The organism is Candidatus Bathyarchaeia archaeon, from assembly GCA_038873195.1.
Lineage (GTDB): Archaea > Thermoproteota > Bathyarchaeia > Bathyarchaeales > Bathycorpusculaceae > DSLH01.
In genome coordinates this window covers 780,574-806,956 of the sequence record JAVZEV010000001.1, presented here as the reverse complement: position 1 = coordinate 806,956, position 26,383 = coordinate 780,574, and the positions used below count along the sequence as shown (strand labels likewise).

22 protein-coding genes and 2 tRNA genes are annotated in these 26,383 nt (G+C 42.1%); 12 read left to right on the top strand and 12 right to left on the bottom strand.

Annotated elements, in window-relative coordinates:
* Window positions 1-12: 12 nt before the first annotated feature.
* From QXW63_04535 to QXW63_04520, 4 genes are all read right to left on the bottom strand, one after another.
* Complete coding sequence (locus tag QXW63_04535) at window positions 13-675, bottom strand: acetate uptake transporter (GenBank protein MEM3461159.1); 663 nt, start codon at window positions 673-675, stop codon at window positions 13-15.
* A gap of 77 nt (window positions 676-752) precedes the next feature.
* The gene (locus QXW63_04530; protein MEM3461158.1) at window positions 753-3,563 is read right to left on the bottom strand and encodes a cation-translocating P-type ATPase; all 2,811 of its coding nucleotides are present in this window, start codon (window positions 3,561-3,563) and stop codon (window positions 753-755) included.
* Between the two features lie 113 nt (window positions 3,564-3,676).
* Window positions 3,677-5,725 (bottom strand): sodium-translocating pyrophosphatase, encoded by a 2,049-nt coding sequence (locus tag QXW63_04525; GenBank protein MEM3461157.1) that lies wholly within the window; start codon window positions 5,723-5,725, stop codon window positions 3,677-3,679.
* Window positions 5,726-5,908: 183 nt separating this feature from the next.
* Window positions 5,909-5,997: transfer RNA gene (locus tag QXW63_04520), tRNA-Ser, on the bottom strand.
* 357 nt (window positions 5,998-6,354) lie between these two features.
* Here QXW63_04520 and QXW63_04515 point away from each other — a divergent pair.
* Together QXW63_04515 and QXW63_04510 are read left to right on the top strand one after the other, a co-directional pair.
* A complete protein-coding gene (locus QXW63_04515; protein MEM3461156.1) occupies window positions 6,355-6,993 on the top strand; it encodes an integrase in 639 nt (212 codons plus the stop codon).
* A 197-nt stretch (window positions 6,994-7,190) separates the two neighbouring features.
* On the top strand, window positions 7,191-9,464 hold the full coding sequence (locus tag QXW63_04510) for a NosD domain-containing protein (GenBank protein ID MEM3461155.1): 2,274 nt from the start codon (window positions 7,191-7,193) through the stop codon (window positions 9,462-9,464).
* A 506-nt stretch (window positions 9,465-9,970) separates the two neighbouring features.
* Here the strand turns inward: QXW63_04510 and QXW63_04505 are convergent.
* Window positions 9,971-10,441 (bottom strand): hypothetical protein, encoded by a 471-nt coding sequence (locus QXW63_04505; protein ID MEM3461154.1) that lies wholly within the window; start codon window positions 10,439-10,441, stop codon window positions 9,971-9,973.
* A 993-nt stretch (window positions 10,442-11,434) separates the two neighbouring features.
* On the opposite strand from QXW63_04505, the gene QXW63_04500 reads away from it, so the two are divergent.
* Window positions 11,435-11,509, top strand: a tRNA-Val gene (locus QXW63_04500).
* Window position 11,510: 1 nt separating this feature from the next.
* Here QXW63_04500 and QXW63_04495 read toward each other — a convergent pair.
* The 4 genes from QXW63_04495 to dapA all read right to left on the bottom strand — a co-directional run bounded on the left by QXW63_04495 (window position 11,511) and on the right by dapA (window position 14,195).
* Complete coding sequence (locus QXW63_04495; protein MEM3461153.1) at window positions 11,511-11,786, bottom strand: hypothetical protein; 276 nt, start codon at window positions 11,784-11,786, stop codon at window positions 11,511-11,513.
* 3 nt (window positions 11,787-11,789) lie between these two features.
* Window positions 11,790-12,728: a stomatin-like protein gene (locus QXW63_04490; GenBank protein MEM3461152.1), complete on the bottom strand. Its 939-nt coding sequence runs from the start codon at window positions 12,726-12,728 to the stop codon at window positions 11,790-11,792.
* Window positions 12,721-13,179 (bottom strand): NfeD family protein, encoded by a 459-nt coding sequence (locus tag QXW63_04485; GenBank protein ID MEM3461151.1) that lies wholly within the window; start codon window positions 13,177-13,179, stop codon window positions 12,721-12,723. Before QXW63_04485 ends, QXW63_04490 begins: the two co-directional genes overlap by 8 nt.
* Before the next feature lie 95 nt (window positions 13,180-13,274).
* On the bottom strand, window positions 13,275-14,195 hold the full coding sequence (dapA, locus tag QXW63_04480; GenBank protein MEM3461150.1) for a 4-hydroxy-tetrahydrodipicolinate synthase: 921 nt from the start codon (window positions 14,193-14,195) through the stop codon (window positions 13,275-13,277).
* A 132-nt stretch (window positions 14,196-14,327) separates the two neighbouring features.
* Between dapA and QXW63_04475 the strand changes: the two genes are divergently transcribed.
* Entirely contained in the window at window positions 14,328-14,522 is a 195-nt protein-coding gene (locus QXW63_04475; GenBank protein ID MEM3461149.1) for a 50S ribosomal protein L38e, read from the top strand.
* 7 nt (window positions 14,523-14,529) lie between these two features.
* Here the strand turns inward: QXW63_04475 and cofD are convergent, their stop codons facing one another.
* The gene (gene cofD, locus QXW63_04470; protein MEM3461148.1) at window positions 14,530-15,456 is read right to left on the bottom strand and encodes a 2-phospho-L-lactate transferase; all 927 of its coding nucleotides are present in this window, start codon (window positions 15,454-15,456) and stop codon (window positions 14,530-14,532) included.
* Between the two features lie 106 nt (window positions 15,457-15,562).
* On the opposite strand from cofD, the gene QXW63_04465 reads away from it, so the two are divergent.
* The gene (locus QXW63_04465) at window positions 15,563-16,180 is read left to right on the top strand and encodes a nitroreductase family protein (GenBank protein ID MEM3461147.1); all 618 of its coding nucleotides are present in this window, start codon (window positions 15,563-15,565) and stop codon (window positions 16,178-16,180) included.
* On the opposite strand, the gene QXW63_04460 is transcribed toward QXW63_04465, so the two are convergent.
* Together QXW63_04460 and QXW63_04455 are read right to left on the bottom strand one after the other, a co-directional pair.
* A complete protein-coding gene (locus QXW63_04460) occupies window positions 16,170-17,231 on the bottom strand; it encodes a Coenzyme F420 hydrogenase/dehydrogenase, beta subunit C-terminal domain (protein ID MEM3461146.1) in 1,062 nt (353 codons plus the stop codon). The two genes, QXW63_04465 and QXW63_04460, sit on opposite strands and share 11 nt — an antisense overlap.
* Before the next feature lie 142 nt (window positions 17,232-17,373).
* On the bottom strand, window positions 17,374-18,099 hold the full coding sequence (locus QXW63_04455) for a hypothetical protein (protein MEM3461145.1): 726 nt from the start codon (window positions 18,097-18,099) through the stop codon (window positions 17,374-17,376).
* 202 nt (window positions 18,100-18,301) lie between these two features.
* Between QXW63_04455 and cofE the strand changes: the two genes are divergently transcribed.
* From cofE to cdhD, 7 genes are all read left to right on the top strand, one after another.
* Window positions 18,302-19,060, top strand: a complete 759-nt coding sequence (gene cofE, locus QXW63_04450) for a coenzyme F420-0:L-glutamate ligase (GenBank protein ID MEM3461144.1) — start codon at window positions 18,302-18,304, stop codon at window positions 19,058-19,060.
* Window positions 19,061-19,130: 70 nt separating this feature from the next.
* Window positions 19,131-19,910, top strand: coding sequence for an AAA family ATPase (locus QXW63_04445; GenBank protein ID MEM3461143.1), 780 nt, complete (start codon window positions 19,131-19,133; stop codon window positions 19,908-19,910).
* 52 nt (window positions 19,911-19,962) lie between these two features.
* Window positions 19,963-20,727, top strand: a complete 765-nt coding sequence (locus QXW63_04440) for an AAA family ATPase (protein MEM3461142.1) — start codon at window positions 19,963-19,965, stop codon at window positions 20,725-20,727.
* Between the two features lie 109 nt (window positions 20,728-20,836).
* Window positions 20,837-23,185 carry a CO dehydrogenase/acetyl-CoA synthase complex subunit alpha gene (gene cdhA / locus QXW63_04435; protein MEM3461141.1) on the top strand — a complete coding sequence of 783 codons (2,349 nt, stop codon included), beginning with the start codon at window positions 20,837-20,839 and terminating at the stop codon, window positions 23,183-23,185.
* 6 nt (window positions 23,186-23,191) lie between these two features.
* Complete coding sequence (cdhB, locus tag QXW63_04430; protein ID MEM3461140.1) at window positions 23,192-23,737, top strand: CO dehydrogenase/acetyl-CoA synthase complex subunit epsilon; 546 nt, start codon at window positions 23,192-23,194, stop codon at window positions 23,735-23,737.
* Window positions 23,738-23,740: 3 nt separating this feature from the next.
* Complete coding sequence (cdhC, locus tag QXW63_04425; protein ID MEM3461139.1) at window positions 23,741-25,150, top strand: CO dehydrogenase/CO-methylating acetyl-CoA synthase complex subunit beta; 1,410 nt, start codon at window positions 23,741-23,743, stop codon at window positions 25,148-25,150.
* 7 nt (window positions 25,151-25,157) lie between these two features.
* A complete protein-coding gene (gene cdhD, locus QXW63_04420) occupies window positions 25,158-26,378 on the top strand; it encodes a CO dehydrogenase/acetyl-CoA synthase subunit delta (GenBank protein ID MEM3461138.1) in 1,221 nt (406 codons plus the stop codon).
* Window positions 26,379-26,383: the final 5 nt, after the last annotated feature.

The window sequence follows — 26,383 nt, the reverse complement described above, 5'->3', positions numbered from 1 at the left end:
GGTGGGAGGCGATTATTGAGTTACTGGACAAATTGGTAATACTGTTTTTCCATGTGCTTCGTTTAATACTTCTGCCAATGCTAGATAAACTGCACTGAAGCCGCAAATGATACCTTCAGCTCCGATTATACGGGTGAACAGTTCTATTTGTGGGTCTGTGGGCGATATTGTTGTGTAAGCGAGGACTGCTGATTTCGCTGCGAGTAGAAAGAAGAGTATTGCAAGGCTCATGAAGACAAATTGTAGGGCACGGTTGGTTTTCAGAGTGCCAAAGAACATCACGAACGTGAATATTCCCCACATTAGGAAATAAGCCATAAACGCTTCTTGGCTAACGAACCAAGGTGTATTGTAACCTGACAAGTATGGAGCGTAGGATGTGAATGGCCAGATTCCTCTGGTGGCTACGCTTGTCGTTCCTAGCCAGTTTAGAGTTACGAAAGATAGCCAAAAGAGTCCGTAGGATGTGAATGCTGTTGTTCCAAACGTGTTGCCCTTTTTATATTCTAATATACCCGCAATAATCTGCGCTAAACCGCCGTAGAATATGCCCATTCCAAGAATCATGCTGTCGATTGGGCCTAAGCGGGCATTGTGGACGAAGTTTAGGAGAACGGTTGTCATTCCGAAGCCTAATAGTCCGAGTGGTGCTGGGTTTGCTGATTTTTCGTTCATGTTGTTCACGTCTTTTTATGTATGTTGATTGTGGAACGTTTTTTGAAACGCCTTTTCATATAAGCTTTTCTAAACGATTATTTCCATTTCCAGATTTTTTTGTTCATTAAGAATTCTGGAAGGATGAAGAGTCCCCAACTGGCTACTCCTATTACGTAGGCTAGATCTGTTGGGCTTAGTGGTGATAACCCAAACATTTTCGCTGTTATCGGAATGTAAGTTATGCCTATAGTAGCAGCTATTGAGACAATTTCGGCTATCACAAAGAACTTGTTCTTGAACGCATCTTTCCCCATCCTCCACACACTTCGAGTTTCAGAGCGGCAGTTCCAAACAACAAACAACTCGAACATCGCAGCTTGCACGAAAGCCGTTGTTCTCGCTTCTCGCAGAGTTTCTTCTGTTCCAAATCCGTGAGCTGGCCACACGTAATATTCGAGACAAAAAACTAGAATTGTTCCAGTAGCTTGCAGTATGAACGACGCTATAACAAAGCGACCCATTCCATGCAATATTCCTTCTTCTGGCTTGCGAGGCTTTCGGTCCATAACATCCACATCTGGTGGGTCTGTGGCTAGCGCTACTGCTGGTGCGCCGTCGGTGACAAGGTTTATCCACAAAATCATTGCCGGAAGCAGAGGCAACGGAAACTGTTCAGGGCTGAATATGCCTCCTAAAATAGCGAATGACCCGATGACAAGTAATTCGTCAAAGTTGCAGGCGATTAAGAATCGCGCGTATTTGCGAATGTTATCATAGATTACCCTTCCCTGCTCAACAGCTTTCACTATAGTTGCGAAGTTGTCGTCTGTAAGCACAAGGTCTGAGGCTTCACGGGTAACATCAGTGCCCGATATGCCCATTGAAACGCCTATGTCTGCAGCTTTAACTGCTGGTGCGTCGTTGACGCCGTCGCCAGTCATCGCTACAATGTGTCCTTTAGCCTTCAAGGCTTTCACAATTTTCAACTTATGCTCTGGCGAAACTCTCGCGTACACGGCAACGTTTTCTACGATTTTTTCGAAATCTTGGTCGCTCATAGCATCTAACTCTGCACCAGTGAGAACTATACTATCTTCTTTCATCATTCCGATTTCTTTCGCTACCGCTACAGCCGTGAGTTTGTGGTCACCAGTTATCATTACAGTCTTTATTCCGGCTCTTTCGCATTTCTTGTTGGCTTCGATTGCTTCTTCGCGCGGTGGGTCAATCATTCCTTCTAAACCAACGAAAACCAAGCCTTCTTCAATTGTCTTCTCGTTAAACTCATTAAGCTCAGCGGGTAGTCGCTTGTATGCCATGGCTAAGACACGTAATGCTGAGCTTGCCATTTCCTCATTTACTTCTAAAATTTTCTTCCGCTTAGCTGCGGTTAATTTCTTTTCTTCACTGTCTTCAAGAATGTAACTGCATTTTTCAAGAACTATTTCGGGAGCACCTTTCATAAATGCAACTTTCTCTTTTTCCGGCGTTAAGTGGACGGTTGTCATGCGTTTTCTTTCTGAAGTGAAGGGAATCTCGCTTATGCGTGGATACTGTTCTGTCAATGTTTTTTGGGTGAAGCCCGCTTTTGTGGAAGTGACAATTAGGGAGCCTTCTGTTGGGTCACCTACAATCGTCCATAATCCGTTATCATTCTGCGAAAGTTGCGCGTTATTGCATAACGCGCCTATCTTTAGAAGCGTTGAAATTTCCACATCATTTGTGGGGTCAACGGGTTTGTTTTCTTGTTGAAATTCGCCTTTCGGCTCGTAACCAACACCCGAAACTTCAACAAATCTGTCGTGCACATACAATCTTCGAACAGTCATCTCTCCCTTGGTTAGGGTTCCAGTTTTGTCTGAGCAGATGACTGTAACTGCGCCTAAACCTTCTGCCGCGGAGAGTTTCCTAATTATAGCGTTGCGCTTAGCAAATTCTCTTGCGCCAAGAGCGAGGCTTATAGTCACTATAGCCGGTAATCCTTCCGGCACTGCAGAAACTGCGAGCGAAATTGACGACATAAACGCTCCAATAAAGCCTTCAAGTTGTACTGGTCCGCTGCCATGCCACGCGATAGAGGCTACCTCAAAAGCTTCTAAAGCAAAAATTAACGCACAAACAGCGACGACTACTTTTGCGATTTTTTTCGCAAAATTGTCAAGTTTTCTTTGCAGCGGAGTTTCTTCTTCCTCAGCTTCTTGAACAAGCTCTGCAATCTTTCCAAATTCAGTTTGCATTCCAGTGGCTGTAACCACCGCTTTGCCTCTTCCATAAATGATGTGTGTGGCTGTGAAAACCATGTTACGTCTTTCGCCAACTGGTGTGTCAGGCGTTAACACGGCTGTTGCATCTTTATTTACGGGTGTTGATTCTCCAGTTAAAATTGCCTCGTCGGCTTTCATTTCAATGCTTTCTATTAACCTAGCGTCAGCTGGCACCAAGTCTCCTGCTTCCAAAACCAAAATGTCTCCGGGAACAACCTCGCGTGCTGGAATAATCATCTCTTTATCTTGACGTAGTACGCGAGCTTTAGGTGCTGCAAGTTTTTTCAATGCTTCTAACGCTTTTTCTGCTCGATATTCTTGAACAAAGCCAGCTACAGCAACCAAGACTACTATTATGGCTATAACAATTGAGTCGGCATACTCTTCAAGAGGTTCCTTAGGTAATTCGCCGGGCATTAAAGGTCGTTGCAACTCGTAATAGCCGACTATCGCAGAGAAAATTGCCGCAGCTATAAGAAGTAATATGAATATGTCTTTAAACTCACTCAAAAACATTTGAAGCGCAGTTTTTCTTTTCTTCTCCTTCAGTTCGTTGTATCCATATTTTTTCAGTCTTTCCTGCGCTTCTTGAGAAGTTAAGCCTTCACGGTTCACATTTAGAAGACGCATAGCTTCATCGATTTCTGTGGCATGTAGCGGTTTTGACGTGATTTACACCTCTCGGTTTGGTTGTGACTATGAATAGACGCGGGCATCACTATAAAAAAATTGTGCGTCGCTTAACACCTTTCTTTCTAATGTATCAATAGTAAGATTAAGGGAGCGAAAACTGATGCGACCAGGGACATCACTGTAATCATTGTATTTAATGAAGGCCCAGCTGTATCTTTAAAGGGGTCGCCAACCGTGTCGCCTGTGACTGCCGCTTTGTGGGCTTCTGAGCCTTTCCCACCGAAAGCTCCAGCTTCAATGTATTTTTTGGCGTTGTCCCATGCTCCGCCAGAATTTGCCATGAGCAAAGCGAATATTATTCCTGTAATGATGCTTCCAGCCAAGAATCCCGCAAGTGCTTCTTTTCCCAAAATTAACACAACTACTATCGGGGCTATTATTGCTAAAGCGCAAGGCAGTATGAGCTCTTTCAAGGCGCCTTTAGTGGCGATGTCAACGCATTTGGCATAGTCTGGTTTTGCTTTTCCTTCCATAAGTCCTGGAATTTCCTTAAATTGGCGTCGAATTTCTTCAACCATTCTTCCAGCATTTTTTCCAACGGCTAAGATTAGCATTGCCGAAAGCAAAGGCGGCATCATTGCTCCAGTGAAAATGCCTACAACCACTTCTGGTTTCATTAAATCTAATGTTGGAATATCTACAAGTGTTAGGTAACCATGGAAAAGCGCGAGAACCGTTAAGGCTGCAGCTCCTATTGCGAAACCCTTCGTTATTGCTTTTGACGTATTGCCTGCAGCGTCAAGCTTGTCAGCAACTTCTATAACTTCTTCGCCTAACCCTGATTGTTCAGCTATGCCTTTTGCGTTGTCAGAAATTGGTCCGTAAGCGTCAGCGGATATTATCATTCCGACAATTGAAAGCATTCCAAGAGCTGAGACAGCGATTCCGTAGAAGGGTTCGACTCCAAAAGCGCTTGCGAGATACCATGAAGCTAAAGTTGCGGCGCAGATGCCGATCACCGGCGGGACGATGCTCATTATTCCGTAAGAAAATCCCGTCAGTATGTTTATTGCTGCTCCGCTGGTGGAAGCAGAAGCGACTTTCTGTGTTGGTGCTCTGTCGATTGAAGTGAAGTAATCCGTTGTGATTCCAATTATCATTCCTGCTATTAATCCAGCTAATGTTGGAAGAAAAACGCCAAGCCACATATTTCCGCTTAACCCTGAAAAATACGTAATAATCAGAAGGAAGATTGCAAAGAATAAGCATGTTGAGAAAGTTCCTCTGTTCAATGCAGCTCCTGGATTGTTAGCCACAGTAACTTTCACAAAAAGGGCTCCAACTATCGACGCGAAAACTCCTACGGCTGCTATCAAAAGTGGAAGTGTTGCAAAGATTCCGCCTCCAATTTCAGCGCCAATAATTACTGCTGCGATAACGCTTGCAATATAGGAGTCGATCAAATCTGCACCCATGCCCGCGACGTCACCGACGTTGTCGCCAACGTTGTCTGCAATTACAGCTGGATTTCTTGGGTCATCTTCGGGAATCCCTAATTCCACTTTTCCCACAAGGTCGGCGCTTATGTCTGCTGTTTTTGTGTAGATGCCGCCTCCTGCTTTTGCAAAAAGTGCCAGCGCGCTGGCTCCGAAACTGAAGCCTAATACGATGTTTGCGGCTTCTCCTTCAGTCCAGCCTAGAACTACATGGTAAATGTAAAATAGTAGGCTTATTCCGAGGAGAGCTAAACCTACTGTCGCTAGACCCATTACTGCGCCTCCGAAAAATGCCACTGGAAAAGCTTTTTTCAAGCCGGATTTTGCGGCGTTTGCTGTTTTCACGTTTGCTTTGACTGCTGCCATCATTCCAGCGTAAGAGGCTATTGCTGTGCATAAGGAGCCAAACAAGTACGCTATTGCAATGCTTGCTCCATGAAATGTGCTTTGGGTTATGCCGAAAAGTATTCCAAGCACTGTCGCCATGGCCAAAACAAATATTGTGAGAGTCAAGTTTTGTCTTCTTAAGTATGCCTTTGCTCCTTCTTTTATTGCGCTAGCTATTGCCTCCATCTTTTCTGTGCCACTTTCTTGGTTGCTAACATAACGGTAAAGATAAGCCGCAAGAGCAACAGAAGCCAATCCAGCTAATGGAGTTATAAGGAACCATTCCATGCATATCCCTTCTGGTTCTTTTAATTTTAAACCGTCTGAAATTAATATGTCTTGTTAATAAACTTAGCGTAAAATTGACTTATGCTTGAGTGAAAGCTTCAAAGAACGCCTGAAACTTTCTTGTTTCTAAACGACTAAAAATAAAAATCATCCTAAAAACATCAAAATCTCAGATGAAACATTTGGCGCCGGGAATGGGATTCGAACCCATGCGGACCCAAAGGGTCCACAGGCTCTCAAGGCCTGCGCGTTATCCACTCCGCCATCCCGGCATTATTATACGCTCATTTAATCCTTTTTACATCTTAAAATGTTTACTTGCTGAGTAGCCTTCTTATTAACCGAAAACCTATTTTAAAAGAACCCTAATCAAATAGAGAATACCGAAACGGGCCGGTAGTCTAGCTCGGTTAGGACATCCGCTTGACGTTAATATTTATATAGATTGGAACTACTTTAGAGATTGGTTAAAAGCTAAGTATTCTAAACAATATACTGCCACTACATACTGTTATGCTAGGAAATATCATCATTTACTTTATGGTAATCTTAAGCAAATAGACTTTCTGAAAGATTCGACTAAATCAACAGTTGTTAAGGCTTTAATTGTCTTATCCAAGTTTCTGGGAATGCATCAGCAATTTAAACAAAGATTACTTGATCATGGAGTTAAAATACTTAGACAAGATAGTTTTACTTCATTCCTTAGAATTCTAAACACTAACAGTAATGGTAATGAAGTTCTGGAATGGGTAAGTGAAGTTCGACCTATCCTTAGTGATAGAGAAAACACATTCCTAAAATTTTGTCTATACTCGGGATTACGAAAACAAGAGGCTGTCACAAGCTTCAATAGAATAATAGAACTAAACAACAAAAAATTATTGAACGGATACTATGACAAAAACCTAAACTGCTTGCTACACTTCAAGTATCCCAAAGACTTTATCCGTAGAACCAAGAATTGCTTTATTTCATTCATTCCAGAGGAACTAATCAAACAAATATGTAATTGTCAACCAGTAAGCTATAATGCTATTCGTAAAAAGCTAGAACGTAAGAATGTCAGAATGAGAATAAACGAGCTGAGAGATTATTTTGGGACCTACATGTTGCAGCATGGAATCTTAGAAGCAGAAATTAACCTATTACAAGGCAGAATACTAACATCAATATTCATTAAACACTACTGGAGCCCAAAACTAACAGAGCTCAGAGACCGAACATTCAAAGCATTAACAGAACTCGAACAAACAATAAGCAACTAACCCTTCTTTTTCTAATTCTTAAATCTTCCATTTTTCTAGTCCTAAATAGCTAGATGTCTATGCAATAGTCTTGAAATATGTAACTTACATGCTAATCTTACTTATTTTACAGAGACTACAGGACAGATAACTATAGAAGATTTCTCCGTAAATGTTATTTTTCAAATTAAACTATTTTAGGGTTAGGAGAGGGTGAAATGTTGAAGTGGATAGTTTCTGGAATAATGGTAGCCTTGTTGTTTATTGGCATGTTAACATTTGCTGTTGAAATTAAACCTATTAAAGGCGAATGGACTGGTGGAACAATCTACATAAGGGCTGATGGAAGCATAGACCCACCCGATGCGCCAATAATAACCTATGATAATATAACATACACGTTAACAGATAACATTGTATGCCCTGGAGACGGAATTGTTATTGAAAGGTCCAACATTATTCTTGATGGCATAGACCATCATATTGAGCCAATCATCTATAATTCGTATACTGGGATCCAAATTCAACAATGTAATAACGTGACTATTAAAAATATGAACATCGAAAATTTTTATGGAGGTATATTTGCTCAGGGAGAAGGAAACTTTTTTGTTAAGAACTGTATAACTAGTAATGAATTGGGTTTAGAGGTAAGCGGTAGTTTTGATGTGTTCTCTGAAAATAACATAACAAATAGCTTATACGGGATTTTTTTTCATCCTGACAGCTCAAATGCTAATATAACTAAAAATTACTTTGAAAATTGCAAAAATGCAGGAATCGATCTTCGGCATACAAATTATGATGTTATTTCTGAAAACATATTTGTTAATTCCGGTCTCCTAAATGGGTATTCTTATAACAATATAGTTGTAAATAATACTGTGAATGGCAAGCCATTGACATATCTTGAGAACTTTTCAAACGCAACAATAGAAGACTCTGGGCAGGTTATACTCGTTAACTGTGACGCAATACGTATAGAGAATATGACTTTGTCATTCACTAACATTGGCATAGAATTAGTCAATACAAGGAATACTACTATAACAGGAAATCGCATATATAATTGCAGCTTCTATGGTGTTTACCTCTTACAGTCTTCAAATAATACCATCACAGCAAACAACTTAACAAGTAACGAAGTTTCTGGATTATGCTTGATTGGTGACTCGAATTATAATAATATAAGTCAAAATGTTTTTGTTGGCGATGGACTACGGATTATTAATTCATATCATAACGTTGTTGTCAATAATGCAGTTAATGGAAAGCCTCTCGTATACTTGGAAGGCAACTCTAATGTTGTTGTTGAGAATGCTGGTCAAGTAGTCTTAGTTAGCTGTACTAATATTAGGATAGAAAACCTTAACCTTTCCTATACATCTGCGGGAATCGAACTGCTCAATACAAGCTACACCAACATTTATGGAAATGAACTAATAAATAGCCGCAATGGTATCATAATTTTTTATGGTTCGTGTTACAACAATATTTCTAAGAACAATATAGTAGGAAATAGGGGAAATGGCATTTCCGTGTGGGCCAGTGATGCCCAAAGTCAAACTATTTCAGGTAATGTGTTATCTAATAACTTCGCTGGCATCTACCTTCAGTCATCATTTAATATTATTTATGGGAATAATATATTGAATAACCGTTGGTGTGGCGTATACTGTTTGGGAGGTATTAATACATTTTTTCATAACAATTTTATAAACAATGAGAAACAAATAATTTTTCAAGCACATGGCGGTCATGTTTGGGATGATGGTTATCCTTCTGGTGGAAACTATTGGAGCGACTATGCAGGTGTTGATTTTTATAGTGGTCCTTATCAGAATGAGACTGGTAGTGATGGTATAGGAGATACTCCATACATCATCGATGCAAATAACGTGGATAACTATCCTTTAATGGGTCCATTTGGAGGATTAACAATGGAAGGCCAGAACGTAACAGCTTTTCCTTCCTCTGAAGTTTGTTTGATTTATGATAATGTGACAGTAGCTGGTTTAACAACTGCTAACATAATAGATGTTGGTCCTGAACCACCAAGCGGCTTCAAGTTAGCAGAAAACTATTATGATATTAAAACTACAGCTAACTATTCTGGAACTATTAGACTTAGAATCGCTTATGATGATTCTAACATGACTGCTGAAGAAGAAGCGAACTTGTGCTTGCTGCACTGGGATGAATCTCTACAGGAATGGACTAACATAACAACTGCTGTAGACATAGAAAATAATATTATATGTGGAGAAACCACTCACCTTTCAACCTTCGCATTTGCAGTCCCATACATTCCAGGCGATGTTGATCGTGACCTTAAAGTGAAAATGGACGACATAATCCTGTTATGTGACGCTTTCGGTTCAAAAATTGGACAGCCAAACTACGATCCAAACTGTGATATAAACAGTGATGGAAAAATAAGCATGGACGACATAATCATAGCCGTAGAACACTTTGGACAACACTACCCATAAACCTTTTTTTATCTCTTGTTTTCAAGCTCTGATCAACAAAATCTGCTTGATATAATCTTGTAACGTGATACTTACATGCTAGATTTGCTTTGTTTTTTGATAAAAAGTTATTCTTACAGTATTTGGTTAAAGTGTCTATTAGTGTCTGCAATACATTAAGTTCTTCTTCTAATCTTTCCATTCACAACGTTGTATCTTATTATGTATCTTGTAAGCCAGAGATGGTCATCATAGATAGTTAATTCATAGAAATCAGTTAGAAACCATCCTCTATTATACATCAGTTTCTTTACATAGTAACGAACTGTGTTGATGTTCTTGGACAATACAATCTGATACTGATCATGCTCAGACTCATCTATGAAATGTAGTTTGTAGACGTTAACATATGTTTTCTCTAATGTAACCATAATATCACCTCCTAAAATTTTGTCATAGACTTGTGACTGCCAATTCACTTGTTTCAGAAGGCACAATTTCTATTCTAGAAGACTGTAAATACTGAATTATCTTCGATCTAAGTTGTCTATGGTTTCTCTTGAATCAGTCTTCCTATATTCTATTTGGTTCTTGTTAGCACAGAAATCATAGAAATACTTCGGTAGCAGCTGAAAACCTATCTTAAGAAGAGAAATTCCATAAGTGGCGAAGGTATCGAGGACTTGTTCATTTTCTAAGGTCGTATAAATCAAAAGTCTCTTACAATTATAATGTAAGAGATTCTTAATTATCCGGTTCTTTCTGTTTTCTGATAGTTCTGAGCGTGAAGACCAATTGAGAATCTCTGCTACTATTATCAAATTACCTTCATCATCGAAAACTTTGAGATCAACATCATTTGATTGACCCTGAGCAATCCATGACCCAAATCCTAATTCTTGAAGTATTTGCCCAATTCTATGTGGAAGAAGTTTTCCAACAGACTGATAATAACGAGATTTATCAATAGGATATCTTCTATCAGACTCTCTACTCATTTTAAAACACACTGCCAAAAAGGTGTAATAATAAGTGATGAAGATGAATTACAAATAGTTTACATGAAAACTCAAAGAGTTTATCAGTTTAAGATAGACTATTATCACTTATCATAAATAGGATAAGTTCACTTCTTTCTTTTCTAGTAAATACCAATAAGATTTGAGCTTTAAGTAAATAAATAACTATTGCTTATGCATGATTCGTCATTTCGAGTTCAGACTGTGGCTTTTTTTCCTTCCTGGGAAAGAAAAGAAGGGACTTTCCCTTATAAACTTTTTCTTTTTTAATGCCCAACAAGACTACCCATCCATACTAAAAATAGCCTTGTCTTGCATGTAAGTCACATGATATCAAGTAGAATATAGCTTAATCAAGTAAGGAACCTTATGTTCATTCTCTGTTCAGCGAACAAAGCCCTTGGGAGGCAGTTCGGGAAATCCAAGGCATGGTGTCGTTTGATTGCAAGACTGCCCATTCCTTTTTTTAATCACTTTTAAATAGGGAATCATAAAGATATGCAGACAGGACAGAGCTATTTTCAAGCCTTTTAGTATGTGTTTATTGTTACCTGTCTAGGACAGAATTATGCTTTAAAATGTATTGCTTATGGTTGATGTAAATAGTTTGTTTTAGCATTGAATACATACTAAACCGTTAACGAACCAGTTTTAATGGTCTTTATATGCTTAGATTGACCCAAGGTGCAGTCAAAAACAGTAGGGAGGTGAAAGCTAGAATGAAGGTTGTCTGTGGGGTCTGTGGAAAAGAAGGCTACTTGCAGCGCATTGGCAACAATTACTATAGAGTCAAGCACTACATAGGATTAGATCCAACGACAAAGAAGCCTAGGTTTGAATACCACAAGCAAAGTTTAGAGTATGCTAACTCAGTTATTAAAAATAAGCAGACGAACAGCAAGATTGACCCAATTGACCTAAACAACATTGACCAAAAACTCTTTAATAACGGCTCCTTTACTGAAAATACAAGGGCCGGTAGTCTAGCTCGGTTAGGACATCCGCTTGACGTGCGGAAGGTCACCGGTTCAAATCCGGTCCGGCCCACTTATCTTACCATTCTTTTGTTCTTTTCTGAGCTTACTGCTCGTTTAAAGGCTCTTTCCATCTGCAGTTTCTTATATTCTTGGTAGGTTATCTGAGAGTAAGGATAAAGTTCTTTGAATCTCTTGTAGGTAAGTCTTAAATCCACATCGCTGGGTTCTTCTCGAAACTCCTTTACATAGCTTCTGACTTTCGGCTCGGCTTTCTTTATTCCTGAAGAAACTATTAGTAATAATACCATGATGATGAGAAGCCAGAAGAGTAGTTCGAGCTGAAACACTGGTTATCCTCTCGTTGCCTCAGCTTGTTCATTTGTCTTCTTTTCTGACTTTATAGGAATCAATGGTGCGCCTTCCAGCCCAAGTACGTTAAGAATTTCCGCTGATGATGGGACGACTATCTTTGTTTGTTGTGCGAATGTGTCTCTTATAACGTCTAATTTCTTGTTTAGCTGAGCGTTTTCTTTGAAGTATTGGTTTGCGGATTCGGAAACCATTTTTATTGCTTGGGCTTGTGCTGCTGCTACTGTTTCTATAGATTTAGCTTCTCCTTCAGCTTTCAGTATTGCTGCTGCTTTCTCTCCTTGAGCTCTTAATATTGCAGCTTCTCTGTCTTGTGCTGCGGCTTCTTTTCTTCCTGTTGCTATAAGTCTCATTTGTCTTCTTTCTTGTTCTGCTGTTTTCTGTTTGTGCATTGCTTGTTGGATGTCGCTTGGGGGGTCAATTCTCTGAAGTTCTATTCTGTTAACTTTGACGCCCCACTTATCTGTAGCCTCATCTAAGACTTTCCTGAGTTCTGTGTTTATTTTTTCTCTTGACGTTAGACATACGTCCAGCGACATTTCGCCTACAATGTTCCTCAATGTGGTCTGCGCAAGCTTTACTATAGCAAGTTCAAAGTCTTCCACTTCATAAAGCGCCCTCTTCGGGTCAATCACTTGATAATAGATTATGGCGTCGATTGTTACAACAACGTTGTCTTCTGTGATAATTTCTTGCGGCGGTACATCGATGACTTGTTCTCGCATGTTGACGCGAAACATTCTCTGAACGAAGGGTATTATGAACCTTAACCCTGGCTCAACGGTTTTTTCGTAAGCGTTCCATCTTTCAACGATTCCTTTTTCGTATTGGTTTACTCTTCGCACTCCAGAAGCCAGAAACGCTATGACAACTACTATTATTGGGGCTATTATCATGGTTAGTAGTATCGTTTCAAACATCTGTTTCTTCCACCTCCTCCACTATAAGGCTAACTCCTTCTACCCTCACAATTCTTACTTTTGTTCCTTCTTTTATAACTTTATCTTGTTCTGGTCGGCAAAACCACAGTTCACCCATGAGCTTGACTACACCACCATTGATTGGGTCGACATCAGTTTTAGCCACTGTTTCCTTGCCGACTAAGGCGTCAACATTAGTTTTTATCGGCTTCACGTTTAGTTTTTCCAATAATCCTCCACCGTGTATTTCTTCAACTTTGAAGATGCAATCTTTTAGGTGGTTTAGTCTTCTCACTAGTTCGCCGAAGTTGTCTGTGTTCATTTGGAGAATGAATTCGCCGTTTTTGCGTTTGAGCGCATAAGTTGCTCTATATTGCTCTGAGAATTTGTCTAATAATTGTGCAAGTTTCAGCTCGTCGGCTTTGATTGTAAGGGTGAGTCTCATCGTCATCAGATATCAGTGAACATTAGGTTATATATATAGTTATTGATTTTTATTGGCTCTTATTGGCGGTCATCTTTTGTTAATGCGAACATAAAATATCCTCATAATTTCTTAATTTTTCCATACAAAGGCATAGCAGACAAATTTTTCACAAAAGTCTCAATTTCCTTTCTATTTTCCTTTTCTAATGGCAAAGATGGCATACGCGGATATCCCCCTGGCAGTCCTAAAATGTTTAGTGCTTCTTTTATGGATGATAGTTGGTTGTATTTTTTCACGAGTATTTCGTTTATGTGCGATATTTGTTGCTGTAGTTTACCCGCTTTTTCATAGTTTCTTCTTTTAAAACTTTCATAAATTTCGTTGCATAGTTTTGGGAACACGTTTGCAACGGCTATGACTGCACCGCTTCCGCCCGCGATTAGTGTGGGAAGAGTTACTTCGGCTGTTCCAGCCAGAACTGAGATTTTGTCGCCAACCAACCTTATAGTTTCAGTTATAGTGCCAAGGTTTCCGCTGCTGTCTTTAACTCCGATAACATTTTCGTATTTTGATGCGAGTTGTTGTATCAAGTTTGGTTCGAGAGAATAACCCGTGAATTTTGGGACACTGTAGAGAATGATTGGAAGGTCAACAGTCTCCAACAAAGCCTCATAATGCTTTAGCACTTCTTTGTTTGAGAGTTTGAAATAAAACGGTGTGACCACAAGTGCTGCGTCAACTCCAGCATCTTTTGCGTCCTTTGTGAACAGAATAGTCTCTCTAGTGCTTATGCTGCCGGTCCCAACGATGACGATTGTTTTTTCGCTAACCTCGTCCATCACTGTTTCTATGACTTTTTTCCTTTCTTCCCTAGATAGATACGGTGCTTCTCCGTTGCTTCCACACGACACGAGTCCAGAAACTCCGCCTTCCAGCCAAAACCTTACGCATGTTCTTAACGCTTTTTCATCAAGACTGCCGTCACGTTTGAAAGGCGTTACGTGTGGAACAAAAATTCCCTCAAGCTTTCTTTTTGCCATTCTTTCTCTTCCTTTGTGTTCTTCTTTGTTGGAAATTGCAGATATCATTTGCTCTTAAAGTTGGAGATTGTGCCTAACCAAAACAGATAAAAATGTGGCGTCACTCAAGAAGTGTCTAACGTGGGAGGATTCATGCCCTCTGAAATCTTTGACGAGGAAAAATTCATCAGCATAAGTGAGCGTGCGGATTACTGTGCAGTGAAAAGATTAAAGGATGTTGTAAAACTGAAACTGCGCACGCCAAGGAAGCTTTACACTTTAAAAGTCGAACCAGCAAAGGCTGAAGAAATCATAAAGAAACTTCAATGCGAAATTCGTGAAATATAATCAATCATCACTTCACTTCCATGGCGATTTTAGCCAAACGAATAGAATCTTCCAGAGTTTTCATTACCGTATCAGTAACAGTTACTTTTACGTCTAACTCTTCTATCCGTCTCTTATAGTCTTCATCGACCTTATCTATTATGAAATGGTCAAGAAAGTCTGCATAAAATTTAGCCACGCCATATGCTGAGGCTTCCAATCCCATACTAGCCATAATTTTATCTGCTGGTCCTTTGAGCGCTTTTCCGCCTATGATTGGGCTGATGCCAACAACATACGCATTAGTTTTTTGTAACTCTTTTCTGATTGGCGAAACTGCGAGTATAGGCAATATGCTCAATATAGGATTGCTTGGGCATACGACAACGCGGTCTGCTTCCCTTATTGCCTTGATTATGCCAGGTGTGGGTTTAGCGTTTTCTGCTCCCTCAAACAACACGCCAGTTACTGCATCTTTGGTTTCTCTTTTTACAAAGTATTCCTGAAACTCAAGGCGAAGCATGCCCGACAATACTTTAGTTCTCACAGGGTCATTGCTCATGGGCACGAGTTTGGCTTCGACTCCAAACATCTTGCAGAGTTCTGTTGTGACCCGTGAAAGCGTCATGCCTTCCTTCAACATTTTTGTTCTTAAGATATGAACTGCCAAATCGCGGTCGCCAAGCTTAAACCATGTTTCAAGTCCAAGCTTACCCAGCAAGTCGAGGCAGTTGAATGTGTCGCCAGAAACGCCCCACCCTTTCGTTTCATCAATAATCCCGGCTAGCGTGTACATGATTATGTCCAAGTCTGGGCTTATATGGAGTCCATAAAGTTCTGCATCGTCGCCTGTGTTACCAACAATCACTAAATCCTGCGGTGGGATTATCTGAATAAGACCGCGTAACAGTTTGGCTGCACCTACTCCGCCAGCAAGAGCTGTCACGAATCCCATAAACATTCACAAGGGTAAAGCTCTCATTTAACTTCATAAAGCTGACTCTAAACCACGATTTTAAAAACTTACAATTCAAATAAAGAACGTGGAAAGAGGAATAAATTTGGATATAACTGAACTGGTAAAGTCGAGAAGAAGTATTAGAAGATTCACGTCCACTAAAGTTTCACGTGAACTCATAACTGCCGTTTTAGATTTGGCACGGTGGTCTCCTTCTGCTCACAACGCTCAGCCATGGCGCATAATAGTAATAGACGATGACGAAGTAAAGAAAAAATTAGCCGCTAAAATGGGCAAAGTATGGCTTTTTGACATGCTTAAGGATGGTGTTCCCAAAGGGGAAGCTGAAAAGATTGTGAAAGTTGAGAGTTTGGATAGAATCACAAAAAGCCCAATTGTTATGATTGCTTGTGTAACAATGGCAGACATGTACGAATATCCAGACCAGCGAAGGCGAAAGGCTGAATACTTAATGGCAACTCAAAGCGTAGCAGCATACATCCAAACCCTGCTCCTCTTAGCCCATCACCACGGACTTGGCGCATGTTGGATTTGCGCACCACTTTTCTGTCAAGAAGCTATAAAAGAAGTTCTGCGACTGCCGAGAGAATTTGAACCGCAAGCTATGGTTATCATGGGGTATGCAAGTGAAAAACCGCAGCTTCCTCCTCGAAAACCATTGAGTGAAATATGTGCTTTTAACGGGTGGATTAGCTCTTAGGCTGAGCTATTTCTTCGCTTGCGGTTTTTCGTTTTTTCGCTGAAAGCTTTAAGAGTAAACTAAGCGCAAACTCGCCTTTTTCTACTGGTCGAGTTTCAATTATTCCAGTTTTTTCTGCTGCTTCAAAGAGTTCTTCTCCCTCTTTTGTGCGTATTATCACGAAAGTCCAGCCGTCGAGTCCGAGACCGCCGACGGATATGTCTGCCAATTCAGAGCTGAAGTCATCGCAGAATCTGCAGCTTTTTCTGACGTATTGCTTAACATCAGCTAAGGGAATAGCTTTTACTTCTGACTCTGTTGTGACGAGCATTTTTCCTTTAATATTCATCTTTTTTATCGAGTTCAAGTTTACGCCTAATGCTTCTCTGATGTGGTTTTCCATTAGTCCCTCGTAAGTGAAGCATTCTGAACACATGAGTCCAACTAAAAATTTTAGAGGCGCACTATATTTCTTTAAGCCTGACATTTGTATTTTTCTTATTGCACGAATTTGGCAAGGCGTCCCAACAAATGCTAAACTCGTCTTTTTTTGTTTAATTCCTTCAGTCAATGCGAGAATGTTGGGCGAATAGGAGTATTTTGTTCCGGCACATTCCATAATTTCCTTCTGTGTTGTGGCTAACTTTGGAATTGGGTAAAACGGTTTTTCACCACCGATTCCAGAGACGACTGCACCATCAATAATTCCTTTTTCCATAGCAAAAAGCAACAGTGCCGTAGCAACGCCGCCATCTTGACAAACCTCAAGTGTTTCACTATTCTTCGCTTTAGCTACCGCGAGCCTGCGATAGACGCCGAATTCTTCTTCAGCCTTTCGTTCTCTGCCGAACACAAAATTTTCCACTTTCAACCATGACCACTCGTATGTTGGGCAGGTTTGTGCGCAGATGCCGCAGACTTTGCACTCTTTAACTATTCGCGGCTCGCCTTTCATATATTCTAAACAACCGAAAGGACAAATGACAACGCATGTGCCGCAACCAACACATTTCCCTGCGGCGACAACATTTTTTCCTAAGGATTCTTCAAAGCTTATCTTATTAAAGCTCATGTGAATAACCCACTTTATGAGAGAATAACATTTGTGTTTAAGTTTAAAAGTTTCGGAAAAGCCTTTTTTCTTCATTAATGGTGTAGAATATTCTGTGAAACTAAAAACAAAAAGGTAAAAGGGTTATGAGTTAAACCTTATTTTATTTTCTGAATTTCTGAAGTTTTCCTAGTAGTTCTTTGTCGCCTTCGTGGTCTCCAGCGCATGTTGCGATTACGCCATCTACGATGCCTTCCAATTTTGCCACATAATCTTCAACGCGGTCTATGCTGGTGGTGCTTGTCCAACCAATCATTTTCATAGTTTCCACGTTTTTGGGTGTTTCCACCAGCAAGTACGTGTATATTGGCTTGTTTAGGCGTTTGCATTCTTTGGCTATTTGCTCCAGTGCTGGGAAGGTTTTATCTTCCAGTCTCATGAAGAAAACAAAGTCCCATGGTTCTCTCACTCTGGCGATACTGTCCTCAATGGAACGGCGAGCCGTAAGCAAAGAGCCCAGCTTCAGATTTTTTAAGCGTACTGTCGTGCGCAGGAAATCTCGGGCTTCCTCTGAAGATTTGAGCATTTTTATTGGCTCTCCATATTTTGGGACGTCGCCCATAGAGAGCACGAGGCCGTCTAGGCCTACGGCGTCTGCTGCTAAAGCTAAACCTCCCACTTCCACTGGACCTTTATAGTGCAATATGAAGATTGGTATCACCATCTTGTCGGGATACTTAGCCTTGAGTACGCAGCTTACGGCTGTGCCGCTTGGCGCTGGGAGTCCCGCTGCGCTGTCGGTGACGTTCCATCCGTCAACTAAATCTTTGACTTCTTCTGCGATTTTTAGAAATTTGCGTGTTGGAACAAATTCATGTAATATTTTCATTGAAACATCATCTTGACTAAAGAGAAAATAGTGTTGAGATTAAAAATCTTTCGTAGACGCGTTGCAAAATGTGTGAAAATTGCGTTTAAACAATCCCTTTTTGCCAAGAGTGTTGTTGAGCAGCTTTCTGGTTGTGATTGGTGGGGTTCAGCGAAATTGTAAAGAACCACTCCTCTTATATTAATGCCGATGTGGCGCTGCTATGAGCATAATTCAAATAATTGGAATCAATGGGTTGCCAATAATTAAAGAAGGCGACAACTTAGCCAAACTTATTTGCGAGGCAGCAGAAAAGCAGGGAACTCCAATCCGCGATGGAGACATACTCGTGGTTACGCATGTTATTGCTTCGCGCGCTGAAGGCAAAATTGTGAACCTTGATGATGTTGTGCCGTCGGAGTTTGCGAAAAGTATAGCCGCACAATTCGATAAGGACCCTGCCATGGTTGAAGTCGTCCTCCGAGAATCTAAAAGTATCAAGCGAATGGGCGACGGTAAGCTTATCACGGAAACCAAGCATGGGTTTGTCTGTGCGAATTCTGGTGTTGACAAGTCTAATGTGCCTGGCAAAAGGATTGTTGCTTTGTTGCCTGATGACCCAGACGCTTCTGCGGAAAGGATTAGGCAGGAGGTTAAGCGGTTGACTGGTTGTGATGTTGCAGTGATTATTTCGGACACGCATGGGCGTCCGTTAAGGGAGGGTGAAATAAACGTGGCTATTGGAGTGGCTGGGATAAAGCCGATTCGAGACAGGCGTGGCGAGAAGGACTTGTTCGGTTACGTTTTGAGGGTGAAACAAACGGCTGTGGCTGATGAGCTTTGTTCCGCTGCTGAGTTAGTGATAGGACAAGCAGACGAGGCTGTTCCAGTAGCGCTAATCCGCGGCTACAAATATCAAAAATTCGAAAACGCGAAAGCAACAGAACTGGTAAGACCACCAGAAAAGGACCTGTTTCTCTAACAGTTGCAAAGCTGCAGCGTAGAAAAGTGTAAATAATTTTGCGAGAGTTAATCAGCAAGAGGCATGTCGAGTGAAAATTGCTGTTTCTGGAAAGGGCGGGGTTGGCAAAACGCTAATTGCTGGAGCTCTTGCCTGCCTTTTTGCGAAGAAAGGACTAAAAACGATAGCTATTGATGCTGACCCTTCGCCGAATCTTGCTTTAACTTTAGGTTTGTCACCTGAAGAAGCTCGAAAAATAATGCCTATATCAGAAAATAAAGAGTTGGTGGAATCTAAAACTGGCACGGGCTATTCGGGCGTTTTTCGCTTATCCTTCACTGTCGACGATATTGCCCACGACTATGCGGTTGAAACTCCTTTTGGTGTGAGCTTAATTGTTATGGGAACTGTGCGGTCAATGGGTTCTGGATGCACTTGTCCGGCGAACGCCGTTGTTCGCGCTTTGCTTCGCCATTTAGTTGTGGAGCGAAATGAAGCTGTGGTTTTGGATATGGAGGCTGGTGTTGAACACATTGGTCGTGGAACAGCGCAGCACGTTGACACGATGCTTGTTGTTGTAAATGCGAATATGAAGTCTCTTGAAACTGCAAAAAGCATTCATGATTTAGCCGCGAAGGCAGGTATGAAACGGGTTTTTCTTGTTGGAAACAAAATCGAAAACTATGTGCAAAAGGAAAGCATCAAAAAATATTCGTTGGAAAATGGTTTGGAAGTTTTGGATTTTGTTCCTTTCGACCAAACAGTTGTAGAGGCAGAAATGCTGGGGAAAACTCCACTTTTACTTGAGAAGTCTGAAGCGTTACTTGCCATAGAGCGGTTGTGTGAAAAGTTAATGGCTAACAACATCTAAATACGTTTGAAACAGAATCTAGTAGATAAAAAGGAGAAAAGAGAACGTGAAAATGCTTGTCACAATAGGACGCGGAGGCACGGGAAAAACAAGTTTTGTGGCTTTGATGGCAAAATATTTCATGGAAATCGGCGAATCACCCTTGTTACTTGTTGATGCTGACCCAGACCAAAACTTGGGCGAAATGTTAGGCGTAGACCTGAAAGATGCGGGTAAAAAGACAATTTCGGAATTGCTGGTTGAAACTTTTTTGGAGCAAGGCGGAACCACAATTGGTGTTGCGCCTACTGAAAGGATTGAAAATAGAATTTGGTCGTATGGCCTGTTCGAGGGTGACTATTTCGATTTTATAGCGCTTGGAACGAAGTGGGTTGAAGGATGCTATTGCCTGCCCAACGCAGCCCTAAAGGGAGCATTAGAATCATTAACCAAAAATTACAAGTATGTTCTAATCGACTCTCCAGCGGGTTTGGAACACTTAAACCGAAGAATCACGTCAAAAGTTGATGACATCTTCGACGTTTTGGACCCTTCTAAGAAATCCTTCGACCATGTTGAACGTGCACATCGCATAGCCAAAGAGGTCAAGATTGATTTCAGAAACTTTTATGTTGTTGGCGGTTTCCGATTTCCAGAAAGTCTAGCGGGTAATGCTGAAAAGACGTTGAAACATAAATTTTTAGGCAAAATAGCTTTTGATGAGGCTGTCGAGGAGCATGTTCTAGCTGGAAAATCCTTGCTGGCTTTACCTTCAAATTCTCCAGCGTATGTTTCCGTGAAAAAGATAATGGAAAATGCTGGATACGTAAAATCGTAAAGTAGCATCTACTTTTTGCTTTACGTTTAATGGAAAAAGGTTCTAGAAAAACTTAAAATAACGCAGCGATAAGGATACATCTTCTAAACTCTTTAGGTTGTGTCTCTGAGTGAGTAAAAAAGGCGTTAACATAAAAATTGACGAGTTAAAAACTGATGTTGGATTTATAAAAAACCTTCAACTTTCATTCGGCAAACTTGTTGCCGAAACGTGGACTGAACCGATGGGACCGACACCTTTTCCTTCGCTTACGGCACTGAGAGAATGGGACTTTAAGCTTCTCCAACGCTACAAACCCTTTTATCTGCCATACTGTGACGTTTGCTGTCTCTGCACTTTTGGAAAGTGCGACTTAACCGGCGACAAACGCGGAGCATGCGGAATAAACATGTCAGCCCAGCAATCTCGCATTGTGCTTTTGGCATGCTGCATCGGCGCTGCAACACACATTGGTCACGCTCGCCACTTACTTGAACATTTAATCGAAAAATTTGGGCACAATTATCCTCTTGACGTAGGTGGCTTAAACATTAAAGTTGAGGCGCCAGTAACCCGTCTCGTTTGTGGAGTAAAACCTGAAACGCTTGGCGATTTAGAAGAAGTTTTGGATTACGTCGAAACTCAAGTTACGCATCTTTTGTCTGTTGCGCACACGGGACAAGAAGGAAGTAACCTTGACTTTGAGTCAAAAGTTTTGCATGCTGGCATGGTTGACCATGTTGGGATGGAAGTTGCAGACATAGCGCAAATAGCAGCTTATGGTTTTCCCAAGGCTGACCCTGAAGCGCCACTTGTAGACTTAGGGTATGGAACAATAAACGTGGAGAAGCCGGTGATTCTCTGCATAGGACACAATGTTGTTCCTTCTATTGGCATAATCGATTATATGAAAGACAACGGACATGACGGGGAAATCGAAGTTTGCGGATTATGTTGCACAGCCCACGACATAACACGGTATTATAAGCGTGGCAAGATTATTGGTCCAATATCTTGGCAACTTCGTTTCATACGAAGCGGCGTTCCTGACGTTGTTGTGCTGGATGAACAATGCGTCAGAGCGGACTCCTTCTTTGAGGCTCAACGTATTAAGGCACCTGTGATTGTTGCTTCCGAAAAGAATTGTATGGGTTTGCCGAACCGCACCAACGACCCTGCTGACGCTATAGTCGAGGACTTATTGAATGGAAAGGCTCCTGGAGCTTTAATTCTTGACCCAGAAAAAGTTGGTGAAGTCGCCGTAAAATTAGCATTAAAGGTTGCTCCGTTACGCAAGAAGTTTAAGGTAATTCCCGAAGTCGACGAGGTCATTCAACGTGCAAAAGAATGTAGACAATGCAACGACTGTAGAAGGGCGTGTCCACAAGACCTGCACATTCCGGAGGCAATTAAAGCCGCGGCCACGGGTAACTTGGCAAAGCTTGCTGACTTATACGAGTTATGTGTGGGTTGTGGACGATGCGAACATGCTTGTCCGGTAGGCTTGACAGTTCACAGCTTCATCGTTAAGGCTGGAGAGAAAAAACTGAAGGAAGAGACTTACAAGGTGAGAGCTGGAAGAGGCGCGATACAGGATGTTGAAATAAGAAACGTTGGCAGCCCCATTGTGCTAGGTGAAATTCCAGGCGTGGTTGCCGTTGTGGGTTGCTCTAACTACCCGAAGGGCGGGCAGGAAGTTGCTGAAATCTGCACCGAGTTTGCGAATAGACGCTTCATAGTTGTGACTTCTGGTTGCTCAGCCATGTCGGCGGCTATGTACAAGAATGAAGAGGGAAAAACACCCTACGAGTATTTCACAGGTGAGTTCACGTCTGGCTGTCTTGTTAACGTGGGTTCCTGCGTTTCGAACTCGCACATTGCTGGAGCTGCAATAAAAATCGCGAACATTTTTGCAAAGAGAAATTTGAGAGCTAACTATGAAGAAATAGCTGATTACATACTGAACCGCGTTGGCGCGGTTGGTGTTGCATGGGGCGCTTACTCTCAAAAGGCAGCGTCAATCGCAAGCGGGTTCTGGCGACTCGGCGTGCCAGTTATTGTGGGTCCGCATGGCATTAAATACCGGCGTATGCTTCTTGGAAGGGCTGACCGTGAGGAAGACTGGTACGTGTATGACGCGCGGACTGGAGAGAAAGTGTATGTTGGACCGACGCCTGAACATTTGTTCTATACTGCAGAAACTAAGGAAGAAGCCATGGTCATGATTGCTAAACTTTGTATGCGTCCAAATGACACGATGAAGGGAAGAGCTATCAAGCTCACGCATTACATTGATTTGCACAAGAGATTGTATGGAACGATGCCTGAAGATATCCATTTGTTCGTGCGTACAATTGCTGACGTGCCCGTGACGATGAAGGATGAAATAGTTAAGATTCTTGAGGAGAAGGGGTGGAAAGAAACGGTGATTCCTGACCCGACGCTTCTTCCTAGGCTGATTAGGAAGAAAAAGGAGTGAAAAGGCATGGCTGCTGAACCTTGGCAAACGGCTGAAATTCCCGGACCGAAAAAGGCTCTGGTGGTGACGAAGCCGGAAGTTGTTGCTGCAATGATTAAGAAGGCTAAGCATCCAATTCTCGTTGTTGGTCATAAGGCTGTTGAAACCGAACTGGATAAGAAAAAACTGATTGACCTTATGATTGAGCTTGCAAAGAAAGCGAAAATTCCAGTCGTAGCCACAGCCCACATCATCAGCGAATTTCACAAGCGAAAATACAAACCAGCTGGTTTCATGCCTGTAGTAGACATTGGCAACAGACTCGTGGATGCGGAATGGTCTGGAATAGACGGCAAGGGACCGCATGATTTAGCATTGTTTGTTGGGCTTCCTTACTACATGGAGTGGACAATCCTTTCTGGATTGAAGCATTTCGCCCCAAATCTTAAAACGATAACGTTGGATAACGTTTACCACCCGCATGCAAGTTGGTCTTTCCCAAACACTTCAGTGAAAGACTGGGTGGAAAATCTTAGAGTAATAATTGAAAAGTTTGAGGAAGGAGGCAAATAGCAAATGTCAATGTTTAAGGACATACCAGTAGATGTAGGCGTAATCTACGAAGGCGAAAGAATCCGTAGAAAAGACATGTACGTGGAACTCGGCGGACCAGACATTAAAGAAAAATTTGAACTTGCAAGAGTAAAAAAGCCAGAAGAAGTTGAAGATGGAAAAGTAACAGTCATAGGACCAGACATAAAGGACATGGAAGAAGGCAAAACCTATCCTCTGGGCATCGTCATAGAAGTTGCTGGTGCCAAACTTGAACCCGAACTTGAAGGCGTAATCGAAAGGCGAATTCACGCCTACTGCAACTTCATCGAAGGCTTCATGCACCTTAACCAACGCTACGACATTTGGCTGAGACTAAGCAAGAAATCTTTTGAGAAAGGCTTAAACTCCTTCGATTTCATAGGCAAAGTTTTGCACAGACTCTTCAAAAGCGAACTGCCAATAATCGAGAAAATGCAGGTTACTTTCATAACTGATGCAGAAAAAGTGAAAGGACTTTACGATGAGGCCTTGCAAATCTACGATGCAAGAGATGCGAGGGCTCGAGGTTTGAAGGATGAGGAAGTTGACAAGTTTTACGGGTGCGTCTTATGTCAGTCTTTTGCTCCAACCCATTGTTGCGTAATTACGCCTCAGCGGTATTCAAACTGTGGAGCTATAAGCTGGTTTGACGGCAGAGCCGCGGCAAGCATAGACCCTAAGGGACCGGTGTTCACGATTGAAAGAGGCGAATTGTTAGATCCTGTTAAGGGCGAGTACTCTGGCGTGGACGAAGCGGTGAAGAAAAGGACTCTTGGCGAAATAACGAAAGTGTGGCTTTACACGGCTTTTGGCTATCCGCACACTTCTTGCGGTTGCTTCGAAGGTGTGGCTTTCTATATTCCAGAGGTGGATGGCTTCGGCATAGTTCACAGAGGCTACAAGGACGTGACTGTGAATGGGTTGCCATTCTCCACTTTAGCGGACTCGACGGCTGGCGGTCGCCAAGTTGACGGTTTCCACGGAATATCCATTGAGTACATGCGTTCGCAGAAGTTTCTGCAAGCAGACGGTGGATGGAAACGAGTGGTTTGGATGCCGAAAGAGGTTAAGGAAAGAGTTAAGGATTTCATTCCAGCCGAGATTGCCGACAAAGTTGCTACAGAAGAACAAGCTAAAACAATTGATGAGTTGAAGGCTTTCCTTAAGGAGCGTAATCATCCGGTTGTGGAAAGTTGGAAGGAAGAAGCTGTGGCTGTTGAAGAAGCGGTGCCAGCTGAAGCGAAAGAAGAAGCGCCGATGGTTCCGGTTGCCACTGCAGCAACCTTGCCGATAACCGCAGGCGGGTTCAAAATCATATTGAAAGACGCCAAAATCTACGCCAAGAAGGTCATCATCCGCTCAATGAAAAGCGAAAAGTCTGAGAAAAGGTGAAAAAGACTTGCCAGAAAAGAAGAAAGAAGAGGAAGCGTTCGGGCTTAAGCTTAGCCCGCGTTTGCTAGAGCTTCTTGCGAAGCTTCAGGAGATTGAGCTTGAAGATTTTGAGATGAACGTGGGCGACTTGGAGATTTGGCTTCAACCCGGCGCTGTTGCTGCTCCCACGATGGCTTTGCCAAAGATTGCGGCTCCAGCAAAGGCTAAGCCCACTACGATAATTGAGACAGATTTTATTCCACCAATAGAAACTTATCCGGGCAAGGTTGTTGAGGTAAAACTTGGCGCCACAAAAAGCGAAGGAGGGACTCGCGGAAAGTCTCTCGTTATCGGAGGCGAAACCACTCCTGCCTTCTACACTTTTGAGCGTCCGACTTTGCATCCTCCTGTTGTGACATTGGATGTTTTTGACATGGAAGTGCCGCTTGCGAAAGCTGTGAAAATGCATGTGAAAGAAGTTTTGGGTGACCCTGCGGCTTGGGCTAAGCTTGCTGTTGAAAAGTTTGGGGCTGACATGGTGACGATTCACTTGATTACTATTGATCCGTTGGTTAAGGATGCGTCGCCGAAAGATGCGGTTAAAACGGTGGAGGCTGTTGCGCAGGCTGTGGATGTGCCGCTTGTGATTGGCGGTTGCGGTGACCCTGTTAAAGATGCGGATGTTTTTGCGGAGATTACTGAAACTTTTGCTGGTGAACGTTTTCTGATTAGTTCATTAACGCGGGACATGGATGTTGAACGTTGCGCGAAATTTGTTAAAAAGAATGGGCATGTAGCCTTGTCCTTTACGCCTATGGATTTGAATTTAGCCCGAGAGCTTAATCGTAGATTGTATGATTTTCTACCGAAAGAAGACATTGTCATGGACTTGACAACTGCCGCTTTAGGTTATGGTCTTGACTACGCTTTTACTAACATGGAAAGGGCTAGGCTGGCAGCTTTGATGGGCGACCCGGAACTTGCGCATCCAATGTCTTCTGGAACAACAAACGCTTGGGCGGCGAGAGAAGCGTGGTTGAAGATGGCGCCGGAGTGGGAGCCCCGTGAACTGCGTGGACCCTTATGGGAAGTGACTACCGCGTTGACTTTGCTGCTTGCTGGTGTGGACTTGTTTATGATGATGCATCCGGCTGCTGTGAAAACTCTTAAGGACGTAACGAAACAGTTGACGAGTAGCGGTTCTGGCAATGCGGATAGGCTTGTTGAGTGGGTTTCTGCTAAAGTTTAGAAATG